The organism is Paraburkholderia sp., assembly GCF_026225065.1.
Taxonomy (GTDB): Bacteria; Pseudomonadota; Gammaproteobacteria; order Burkholderiales; family Burkholderiaceae; genus Paraburkholderia.
The window spans coordinates 1-10,723 of sequence record NZ_JAMFSB010000234.1 but is presented as its reverse complement, the minus strand read 5'-3'; the positions used below and the strand labels follow the sequence as shown (position 1 = coordinate 10,723).

10 protein-coding genes are annotated in these 10,723 nt (G+C 62.4%); 6 read left to right on the top strand and 4 right to left on the bottom strand.

The window, feature by feature from the left end; genetic code table 11:
* Nucleotides 1-38: 38 nt before the first annotated feature.
* Nucleotides 39-803: a tetratricopeptide repeat protein gene (locus M0954_RS17190; protein ID WP_122153637.1), complete on the bottom strand. Its 765-nt coding sequence runs from the start codon at nucleotides 801-803 to the stop codon at nucleotides 39-41.
* A gap of 192 nt (nucleotides 804-995) precedes the next feature.
* On the opposite strand from M0954_RS17190, the gene ribBA reads away from it, so the two are divergent.
* The 4 genes from ribBA to M0954_RS17170 all read left to right on the top strand — a co-directional run bounded on the left by ribBA (nucleotide 996) and on the right by M0954_RS17170 (nucleotide 4,354).
* Nucleotides 996-2,132, top strand: a complete 1,137-nt coding sequence (gene ribBA, locus M0954_RS17185; protein ID WP_122153636.1) for a bifunctional 3,4-dihydroxy-2-butanone-4-phosphate synthase/GTP cyclohydrolase II — start codon at nucleotides 996-998, stop codon at nucleotides 2,130-2,132.
* Between the two features lie 75 nt (nucleotides 2,133-2,207).
* On the top strand, nucleotides 2,208-2,726 hold the full coding sequence (gene ribH / locus M0954_RS17180; protein ID WP_122153635.1) for a 6,7-dimethyl-8-ribityllumazine synthase: 519 nt from the start codon (nucleotides 2,208-2,210) through the stop codon (nucleotides 2,724-2,726).
* Nucleotides 2,723-3,157: a transcription antitermination factor NusB gene (gene nusB, locus M0954_RS17175; RefSeq protein ID WP_122153634.1), complete on the top strand. Its 435-nt coding sequence runs from the start codon at nucleotides 2,723-2,725 to the stop codon at nucleotides 3,155-3,157. Before ribH ends, nusB begins: the two co-directional genes overlap by 4 nt.
* A gap of 9 nt (nucleotides 3,158-3,166) precedes the next feature.
* Complete coding sequence (locus tag M0954_RS17170; RefSeq protein ID WP_123385586.1) at nucleotides 3,167-4,354, top strand: pyridoxal phosphate-dependent aminotransferase; 1,188 nt, start codon at nucleotides 3,167-3,169, stop codon at nucleotides 4,352-4,354.
* Nucleotides 4,355-4,431: 77 nt separating this feature from the next.
* Here M0954_RS17170 and M0954_RS17165 read toward each other — a convergent pair whose 3' ends face one another.
* Nucleotides 4,432-5,586, bottom strand: coding sequence for a transglycosylase SLT domain-containing protein (locus M0954_RS17165; RefSeq protein ID WP_133892285.1), 1,155 nt, complete (start codon nucleotides 5,584-5,586; stop codon nucleotides 4,432-4,434).
* A 584-nt stretch (nucleotides 5,587-6,170) separates the two neighbouring features.
* Between M0954_RS17165 and M0954_RS17160 the strand changes: the two genes are divergently transcribed.
* Nucleotides 6,171-7,739, top strand: coding sequence for a UbiD family decarboxylase (locus M0954_RS17160; RefSeq protein ID WP_297354461.1), 1,569 nt, complete (start codon nucleotides 6,171-6,173; stop codon nucleotides 7,737-7,739).
* 53 nt (nucleotides 7,740-7,792) lie between these two features.
* On the opposite strand, the gene M0954_RS17155 is transcribed toward M0954_RS17160, so the two are convergent.
* Nucleotides 7,793-8,758 (bottom strand): threo-3-hydroxy-L-aspartate ammonia-lyase, encoded by a 966-nt coding sequence (locus M0954_RS17155; RefSeq protein ID WP_123385585.1) that lies wholly within the window; start codon nucleotides 8,756-8,758, stop codon nucleotides 7,793-7,795.
* A 267-nt stretch (nucleotides 8,759-9,025) separates the two neighbouring features.
* A complete protein-coding gene (locus M0954_RS17150; protein ID WP_122153630.1) occupies nucleotides 9,026-9,334 on the bottom strand; it encodes a hypothetical protein in 309 nt (102 codons plus the stop codon).
* A gap of 827 nt (nucleotides 9,335-10,161) precedes the next feature.
* On the opposite strand from M0954_RS17150, the gene M0954_RS17145 reads away from it, so the two are divergent.
* A partial coding sequence (locus M0954_RS17145) for an NAD(P)-binding domain-containing protein (protein WP_297354459.1) occupies nucleotides 10,162-10,723 on the top strand: 562 nt, incomplete at its 3' end.

The window sequence follows — 10,723 nt, the reverse complement described above, 5'->3', positions numbered from 1 at the left end:
TTTGTCCGACGGATCCGGCTAGTTAGATGGCCCGCTCGTCACCGTGACGGCGCCGCGGCCAACGCTGCCTGGGCGCGCTGCAACCATTCGCGGTTGTGCTCCCTCGCATGCCTCGGCCAGTGCTTTGCGTCCTGCGCAATATCCGCATACAGGCTCATGGCCCGCTGACGATCTGCCTGGTCGCCCTGCTTTACCAACCAGTCGGCAAACAGACACCGCGGCGCTGCATCGCCGGCACAGGCCAGCGACTTCTCGAACGCGGCCCGCGTGCCGGGCGCATCGAGCGCAGCGAGGGTCCGCGCATAGAGCAACGCCGGCTCGGGCTGCTGACGGGCCTGCGGATTAGCCTCGAACAGGCGCGCGAGGCTGGCGTCCGCCGCCGCATGCTGCCCCACTGCGAATTGCGCCTTTGCCATGCCCAACAATAACGCGGGATCCGTGGCAAACGGACCACTCGCCGCGGCCTGATAGTGCTGCAGCGCTTCGCCGGGCTGACCGGCCTCCAGCAACGCTGCGCCAAGCCGCATCCGATGCTCGACGGTAGGCGCACGATCGAAGTTATCGCGCGCTTCGCGCACCGCGCGATTGGGATCCACCAGTTGTGAAATGGCGCGCGTCGCGGCCCGGCCGCTGCGCGACTGGCGCAGGCTCGGCAAATAGATCGCAAAGAGATACACCAGGCTGCCGAGCAACGGAAAAGCGAACAGCAGCAACAGCCAGTACATATTCTGGTTAGTGCGCACCACATGCACAGCAAAAAACAGCGCAATGATGACGTGAAGACCAATTCCGAAAAATGACATGTTGATTCGATTTGTGACCAGGTAAGGCCACAGTCTACCTAAGACGGCGCGGGCGATGGCGCGGCCGGGCCCGGCGCTTTACAGCACCTTTCAGCCGTCGCCGCCACCCGCCAAACGGACTATCCCATTCGCCGCAACGACGCGGGGCCGCGTGTGGCGTAAAATACGCGCTTTCCCGAAATTCTCGCCACCATGACGCTCGCATCCACCCTTGAGATCATTGCCGAACTGAAAGCCGGCCGGATGGTGATACTCGTCGACGAAGAAGATCGCGAAAACGAGGGCGACCTCGTGATTGCGGCCGAATTCGTCACGCCGGAAGCGATCAACTTCATGGCCCGCTACGGCCGCGGCCTCGTTTGCCTGACGCTCACACAGGAGCGCTGCAAGCAGCTGAACCTGCCGCTGATGACCTACCGCAACGGCACCCAGTACGGTACGGCATTCACGGTCAGCATCGAAGCCGCTGAAGGCGTCACCACGGGCATTTCGGCGGCCGACCGGGCTCGCACGATCCTCGCCGCGGTCGCGCACGACGCCCGGCCCGAGCATATCGTTCAGCCTGGTCACGTCTTCCCGATCATGGCCCAGCCCGGCGGCGTGCTGGTGCGCGCTGGCCACACCGAAGCCGGCTGCGATTTCACGGCGCTGTCGGGTCTGACGCCTGCTGCGGTAATCTGCGAGATCATCAAGGACGACGGCACCATGGCGCGCCTGCCGGACCTGATCGAATTCGCCGACGAACACAAGCTGAAAATCGGCACGATCGCCGATCTGATTCACTACCGCAGCCGCACGGAATCGATCGTCGAGCGCATCTGCGAGCGCACCATGCAGACCGCGCACGGCCCGTTCCGCGCGGTGATGTACCTCGACCAGCCGAGCGGCCAGCCGCATATCGCGCTGGTGCGCGGCAAGCCCACACCGGACCAGGAAACGCCGGTGCGGGTGCACGAGCCGCTCTCGGTGCTGGATCTGCTCGAAGTCGGCGCTTCGACCCACTCGTGGACGCTCGACGCCGCGATGAAAGAGATCGCCCAACGCGATCTTGGTGTGGTCGTGCTGCTGAACTGCGGCGACTCAAAGGATCATCTGGTCGACGTCTTCAAGGCGTTCGATTCGAAGGACAAGGCCGATGCGCTCAAGCGCCGTCCGGTCGACTTCAAGACCTACGGCATCGGTGCGCAGATTCTGCGCGAGCTGGGTGTCGGCAAGATGCAGGTGCTGTCGAACCCGCGCAAGCTGGGCAGCATGTCGGGCTACGGTCTCGAAGTCACAGGCTTCGTGCCGATGCCGGGCTGCCCGTCCCAGGCGCCGCAAACGCCCTGACCGGCACTCGCAACGCAAGCCTGATCCGACCATTCACGCGCCCCGGCGCTTACTCAAACACACTACGGACTCACTATGGAAATCGGACAATACCAACCGAACCTCGACGGCGACGGACTGCGTGTCGGCATCGTCCAGGCGCGCTTTAACGAGCCCGTCTGCAATGGACTCGCGGATGCGTGCATCGAAGAACTCGAACGCCTCGGCGTCACTGGCGAAGACGTGCTGCTCGTCACGGTGCCCGGCGCACTGGAAATCCCGCTGGCGCTGCAAAAGCTCGCTGAAAGCGCGCAATTCGACGCGCTGATCGCGCTCGGCGCGGTGATTCGCGGCGAGACGTATCACTTCGAACTGGTGTCGAACGAAAGCGGCGCCGGCATCACGCGCGTTGGCCTCGACTTCGGCATCCCCGTGGCGAACGCGGTGCTGACCACGGAAACGGACGAGCAGGCTGTCGCACGCATGACCGAAAAGGGTCGCGACGCGGCACGCGTGGCCGTCGAAATGGCGAACCTCGCGGTCGCGCTCGAACAACTCGGCGGCGACGATGACGACGAGGAAGAAGACGAGGACGACGAAGAGGCACAGGCATGAAGAGCGCTCGCCGACGTTCCCGCGAACTGGCCACGCAGGGGCTGTATCAGTGGCTGCTGTCGGGCGCGCCCGGCGGCGAGATCGACGCGCAGTTGCGCGGCGCCCAAGGTTTCGACAAGGCCGATCTCGAGCACCTGAACGCGCTGCTGCACGGCGTGATCCGCGACTCGGAAGCGCTGTCGGCCGACCTCACGCCGTGTCTTGACCGCCCCATCGAGCAGCTCTCGCCGGTCGAGCGCGCGGTGCTGCTCGTCGCAGCGTATGAGCTGAAGAATCACGTCGACATTCCGTACCGCGTTGTCATCAACGAAGCAGTCGAACTGGCCAAGACGTTCGGCGGCGTGGACGGCTATAAGTACGTCAATGGCGTGCTGGACAAGCTGTCGGCACAATTGCGCGCGGCCGAGACCCAGGCTAATCGCAAGCAATAAGATGACTGTATGAACTCCGTGACCGAACCATTGGTGCGGCTTGCTGCGCGCGTCGACGCCATCCAGCCTTTCTATGTGATGGAGTTGGCGAAAGAAGCTGCCCTGCTGGAGCGCGAAGGACGCGACATCATCCACATGGGAATCGGCGAACCCGATTTCACCGCGCCCGAGCCGGTCATCGAAGCGGCCGCGAGCGCGCTGCGCCGCGGCGTTACGCAATACACCAGCGCGCTCGGGTTGCACTCGCTGCGCGAGGCGATCGCCGGGCATTATGCGCAGGCCTATGGCATCAGCGTCGATCCGGCGCGCATCGTGGTCACCGCGGGCGCTTCGGCGGCATTGCTGCTGGCGTGTGCGGCGCTGGTCGACCGCGACGATGAAGTGCTGATGCCCGATCCCTGCTATCCGTGCAACCGGCACTTTGTCGCCGCCATGGAGGGCAAGCCGGTACTCGTGCCAAGCGGTCCAGCGGAGCGCTTCCAGTTGACCGCAGCCGATGTCGAGCGTCTGTGGAACGAACGGACGCGCGGTGTGCTGCTGGCGTCGCCCTCGAACCCCACTGGCACGTCTATCGAGCCCGCGGAGTTGAAGCGCATCGTCGACGCGGTTCGTGCGCGCGGCGGCTTCACGATCGTCGACGAGATCTATCAGGGCTTGAGCTACGGCGCGCCGCCGGTCTCGGCGTTGTCGTACGGCGAGGACGTGATCACCGTCAACAGCTTCTCGAAGTATTTCAACATGACCGGCTGGCGTCTCGGTTGGGTCGTCGTTCCTCCATCACTGGTCGGCGCGTTCGAGAAGCTCGCGCAAAACCTGTTTATCTGCGCGTCGGCGCTGGCCCAGCACGCGGCGCTCGCCTGCTTCGAACCGGACACGCTGGCTATCTACGAAGCGCGCCGCCTCGAGTTCAAGCGCAGGCGCGATTTCATCGTCCCGGCGCTCGAAACGCTCGGATTCTCAGTCCCTGTGATGCCGGATGGCGCGTTCTACGTCTACGCGGATTGCACTCAGGTGGCCCATGCGGCAGCCGGCGACAGCGCGGCGCTCACCAAAGCCATGCTGCACGACGCAGGCGTCGTGCTGGTGCCGGGGATGGATTTCGGCAATCACGCGCCGCGCTCGTATATCCGCGTGTCTTACGCCACGGCGTATTCGAAGCTCGAAGAGGCCGTCGAGCGCTTGCGCGGATTCTTTTGATTTTTCCTGGCAACGGACCATGAAAAAAGGCACCCGCGGGTGCCTTTCCTTTTGGTCCTGATTTGCTCGTACTAATCTCAGGCGCCCAGCTCCGGCGACGCTGCATGCTTTGTCGCAGTCTCGGCGTCGTCCTGCTCGGGCGCCTTCACTGGCGTCGCAGCGGTCAACGGATGCGCTGCATCGAGCGTCACCTGAACACGCTTGGACGGAGCCGCTCCCGCAGCCGGTGCCGGCGTCACTGACGCGGTCGTCGTAACCGGGGCTTGCGGTGCGTTGATCGGCACCTTGCGACCGCGTGCCACGTCACGCAAACGGCCGCGCTCAGCCACGACCTTCGCACCGTAACCACCATCGTCCGGAGTGCTAGAACCGACGTAGAGACGCAGCCCACCCGGCAGCGAACCGCCGCGTGCGATGCAATCCTTTAGCACGAGCGCCCCAACCTTGATATTCGCGAACGGATCGAGCGCAGCGCTTTGGCCGCCGAAATACTGGAACTTGTCCGAATGCACCTTGGACATCACCTGCATCAAACCCTGCGCACCTACACCGCTTTCGGCATACGGGTTGAAACCCGATTCGATCGCCATCACGGAGAGCAGCAGCAGCGGGTCGAGGCCGACTTCACGGCCGGTGTCGAACGCGGCTTTCACGAGCTCGCTAACCGGTTCCTGGGCGACGTGATAGCGCCGTGCCAGATAGTTCGCCACCAGATCCTGCTCGCGCGTCGAGACCAGCACGCGGTCGTCACGTGCGTCAGCGGCAACGCGTTGCGAAGGAATCAGATGCGCCAGCGCGCTGATGCTTTGCACGGAATGCGGGTCGAGCGTGTTGACAATCGCAACGCTGAGACCGCTAGTGCCACTGCCATCAAAGGCGCCGTCATAGCTTGTGTTGCTGCTGGTGGCGCCGTTGCTGACGTCGCCACCAACGGAATTGGCGGACAGCGAATCGTCGCTCGACGACACCCCAGAGGGCACGAACGACGGTAACGGATTGCCCTGCAACAGACGGGCGGGGCCGGCCTGCACAGCAGCGGAAATGACCGGCATCAACTTTGCGGCCAAGGTGCCGCGCCAGGTCGGCATCAGCCACAGCGCGACTGCCAGCAGGATGGCGGAACCGCCAACAATGCTGAACAGATGATGACTCATACGCGTACCGCGACGTAAGACTGCGCGTAAGCCTTGCGCAAGTCGTTCGTCGGGACGCCACGATAACCAGGCGTTCATTCAGATCTCCCATCTTGCATGCTCTGCGAACCCCACCGGTCGAGCCGGCATCAAATCACGTTCGCAGAGTCAAGACGTCGCGTGCTCTGGTTAGGGCAGCAGCGGCGTCGGGAATACGGCATAAACCGTCGGTGGGGAGCCATCTCGAAACTACTCGGCGCCGTGCTTAAAAAACACGCACGCAGAGGCTCCCACGCGAAAAACCAGCGTCAGGTCGCGCTGGCGAGGACTGCAAAAAAGGCCGTCAAATACCGTGCAGGGGGGTCGGTAAGCGGTGACGCGTTGCGTCGTAAGGACCGGGGGCGGTGGTAAAAACGTTCACGCCCTGCAACCAATGTGACCGGATTCTAGCAGGGTTAAATAGATCGTCAACACTATAGAACGGCAAATGTATAACTAATTGTAATAACGAACAGTGTTCAGCGTGTGGAAAGCCGCGCGCCGCGCGCCTCTTGGGTCAGTTACAGTTTTCGGTCCGCAACGTACGGTAACCAACGCAGGTAAAATCGACAATCGATTCTGCGCGGCGATTGCCTGTCGCGCTCCACTTTCTCGCCGCGCTGTGCGGCTCCAATCCCGACCAGATGAAATACAAAGACCTGCGTGACTTCGTCGGCCGTCTCGAAACTCTAGGCGAGCTGCGCCGCATCCCGCAAAACGTTTCGCCCATCCTGGAAATGACTGAGTTGTGCGACCGCGTGCTGCGTGCCGGTGGTCCGGCGTTGTTGTTTGAGAGCAAGCAAAGCCATGCGTTCCCGGTGCTCGGCAACCTGTTCGGCACGCCGCGGCGGGTTGCGCTGGGCATGGGCATCGACTCAGGCGAACAGAACGGCGATAGCACCGCGCTGGAGTCGCTGCGCGACGTCGGGCGTCTGCTCTCCGCCCTCAAGGAACCGGAGCCGCCCAAGGGCCTCAGGGACGCCGGCAAACTGCTCTCGCTCGCCAAGGCGGTCTGGGACATGGCGCCGAAGACGGTGAGTAGCCCGCCCTGCCAGGAAATCGTCTGGGAAGGCGCCGATGTGGATCTCGCTAAACTGCCAATTCAGACCTGCTGGCCGGGCGACGCCGGCCCGCTGATCACCTGGGGCCTGACCGTTACGCGCGGCCCAAACAAGAGCCGCCAAAATCTGGGCATCTATCGCCAGCAGTTGATCGGACGTAACAAACTCATCATGCGCTGGCTCGCCCATCGCGGCGGCGCGCTCGATTTCCGCGAGTTTGCGCTGCAGAATCCCGGCAAGCCGTATCCGGTCGCAGTGGTGCTCGGCGCCGACCCGGCCACCATCCTCGGCGCGGTCACGCCAGTACCCGATACGCTCTCGGAATACCAGTTCGCCGGCCTGCTGCGAGGAGGCCGCACCGAACTCGCGAAGTGCATCACGCCTGGCGTCGACACGCTACAGGTGCCAGCGCGCGCGGAGATCGTCCTGGAAGGTTTTATCTATCCGCAGGAGGGCTCGCCTGCGCCCGCTCCCGCGGGTGCGCCGCCGCGTCCCGCGAAAGGCGCGAGCGCTGCTTATGAACACGCGCTCGAAGGTCCCTACGGCGATCACACTGGCTATTACAACGAACAGGAGTGGTTCCCGGTGTTCACCGTCGAGCGCATTACGATGCGACGCGACGCGATCTACCACTCCACCTACACCGGCAAACCGCCCGACGAACCCGCCGTGCTTGGCGTCGCGCTCAATGAAGTATTCGTGCCGCTGTTGCAGAAACAGTTTGCCGAGATCACCGACTTCTATCTCCCGCCCGAAGGTTGCAGCTACCGGATGGCCATCGTGCAGATGAAGAAAAGTTACCCAGGCCATGCCAAACGGGTGATGTTCGGCGTATGGAGTTTCTTGCGACAATTCATGTACACGAAGTTCATCGTCGTGGTCGACGAGGACGTGAATATCCGCGACTGGAAGGAAGTGATCTGGGCCATCACGACGCGTATCGATCCGGTGCGCGACACTGTGCTGGTGGATCGCACGCCGATCGACTATCTGGATTTCGCCTCGCCGGTGGCAGGACTCGGCTCGAAGATGGGCCTCGACGCCACCAACAAATGGCCGGGCGAAACGGATCGCGAGTGGGGTCGTCCCATCGAGATGGACGCTGCGGTAAAGCAGCGTATCGACACGTTGTGGAGCGAGCTGGGTCTGTAGTTTAGGTGCTTGGCTGAGATGGGTGGCTCCGGTGCGTGACTTAGGTCTTCAGCTCACGCAAGAAACTGCGCGAGGCGCGCCAGATCCACATTACCGCCGCTGATCAGCACGCCAACCCGCTTGCCCTTCACCGGGAGGATGCCGTTCATCACAGCGGCAGCGGCGAGGCAACCCGTCGGCTCGGTGACGATCTTCATGCGCTGCGCGAAAAAGCGCATCGTCTCGATCAGTTGCGCATCCGTCACCGTCACGATCTGCTCCGCCAGACGCTGGATGATCGGGAACGTGTAAGCGCCCAGGTGTGGAGTCGCGGCGCCATCGGCGATAGTTTGCGGCACGTCGATGTGCACGATCTCGCCGCGCGCCAGTGACTGCTGACCATCGTTGCCGGCTTCCGGCTCGACGCCGATCACCTTGCACTGCGGACTCAGCTCCGCTGCCGCGAGAGCGCTGCCGGAAAGCAGTCCGCCGCCGCCCAGGCACACGAACAGCAGATCGAGCGGCCCGGTTTCTTCGAGCAGTTCTTTCGCCGCTGTGCCCTGCCCTGCAATGACATGCGGATGATCGTATGGCGGAATCAGCGTCATGCCGCGCTCTTTGGCGAGGCGCCGGCCGATCTCTTCGCGATTCTCTTTATAGCGGTCGTAAAGGATGACTTCGCCGCCGTAGCCCTGGGTGGCGGCGACCTTCGCCGCAGGCGCGTCGTGCGGCATGAGAATGGTTGCGTGGATTCCCGCGAGACGTGCCGACAGCGCAATAGCCTGAGCGTGATTACCCGACGAAAACGTCACGACGCCGGCGTCGCGCTGCATGTAGTCGAAGTGCGAGATCGCGTTATAGGCGCCGCGAAACTTGAACGCGCCCATGCGCTGAAAATTTTCGCATTTGAAGAAGATCGATGCGCCTGTCCGTTCATTGGCCGTGGCGGACGTCAGAACCGGCGTGCGATGCGCGACGCCCTCGAGACGCGCAGCGGCATCGACGACATCGACATACGTGGGAGCGGGAAGCACTTGCATTGACGTGGCACTCCAGAGCGGTGAAATAAGCAGGCATTGTCCCAGCTTCAGCCACACTATGGAATGCAGGACGGCGACGTCAATGCCTCACCGGATGAACAACGAAATCTCGCAAATGAGGCGTAGCGCCGCACAAATGAAAACGGCGTGATGCAGGCAATCAAGCCTGCATCACGCCGTCTAGCCGTTTCGACAACCTTCGATAAATTCGAGCCACGGATTACCTCAAACCGAAGCGCATCCCGCGAGCGCGTTTATCCGCGGTTATCAATAATGGCGGTAACCGCCGTGACCATAGCCACCGTGACCGTAGTAGCCGCGCCCGTAGTACCCGCGATGGTAGTACGGATGACCGTAGTAGCCGTAGCCACCATATCCACCACCAACCACGACGACAGGCGGCGGAGCATAGACCGGCGGCGGTGCGTAATACACCGGCGGCGGCGCCGCATAAACCGGGTAGGCCGGAGCCACCGGAATGCCGATCCCGATACCGACGGACACGTGCGCCTCGGCAGCAGAGGCAAAGCCAACACCAAGCGCAGCGGCAACAACAAGCGGAATGATCTTTTTCACTTTTCTTCTCCAAGCGCGGCCGGATGACCGTGTCGCATGACATGCATGCTATGGAATTGAATGTATCGAAAAAGGATCGGCATAGCTGTTCGCATTTGTTGCAAATTGCAATCGGTGTAGACGGATCGTAATTCGCAGCAACTCGTCGAAGCGGGAGTTGCAATGCACGCTCTGCCCGCAACATCTCGAAAACCAAGGGTTTGCGCGGAGTCGGCCACCGGCAAACTTCGATTTTACCGGCCAACAGTCTGGAAAATCCCCGATGGCGGTAATCTTTAATTACAAATTCACTTCAATCGCGTTCAGGTTGAAGGCTGACCGAAACAAAACGCATAACCGCTCAACGCGCACCACCGCCCACAACGAAAATGCCCGGCTCATGGCCGGGCATTTTTTACCCATAGGAACAAATCTTTAACCCACCTTGACGTAGGTAAATTCGCGTATGACATTCGGCGGCACGTAAGCACCGCTGATTTTGACGCGTGGCGTTAGGCGCTTTTTTTGATCCCACCAGCGGCGCCGCTGCGAATGAGTCAAGAAACGCAAGTGCTTTCGGTAAGAAAAGATGCTCATGATGACCTCCCGAATCAGACTGCGAGACAGACAACTCCAACCCCTCACTTCATCGACCAAATTCATTGTGAGCAGTTTCCGGGCCTGCAGGGGTCGCGCGGGCAAATGATCCGCCGGCCAAGCCATATGGCACGAAATTTAATCTGAGGAAAGGATTCGCGCAGTGCGACGCCAGGCCGGCGTCTCGCGAGCGACAATTGAATGCGCGATACTCCAGCTTTCCGTTCATCGTGCCGTCCGGAGCAGTAACCATGTCCCAGCCGTCCATGCCGCGTCTCGGCTTCATCGGCGCAGGGCGCCTTGCGCGCTGCCTTGCGCTCGGCTTCGCCCGCGCCGGCTATGCGGTGACCGCGGTGGCCAGCCGCACGCCACAATCGGCGCGCCAGCTCGCCACCCAGATCGACCAGTGCGCGGCGTACGACGACCCGCAACAGGTTGTCGACGCCGCCGATATCGTCTTTTTAACCGTTCCCGATGACAACATCGGTTCGACGGCGAACACTTTGCGCTTTGATTCCGTGCCGCAGGCCGCTGGGCGCGTACGTGCGCTGGTGCATTGCAGTGGCGCCTCGCCGGTGGATCTGCTCGCGGCAGCTGGGGCGCAGGGCGCGTCGATCGGTGGTTTTCACCCACTCTACCTGTTTAGCGGCGACCTCGCAGATATCGAGCGCATCGCCGGCTGCTCGGTGACCATCGAGGCCGACGGCGCGCTGAAAGAAGCGCTGACGGCGCTCGCGCTGGCGCTGCGCTGCCACCCGCTGTCGATTCCGCCTGGCGGCCGCATGCTTTACCACGGCGCAGCCCATTACGCGG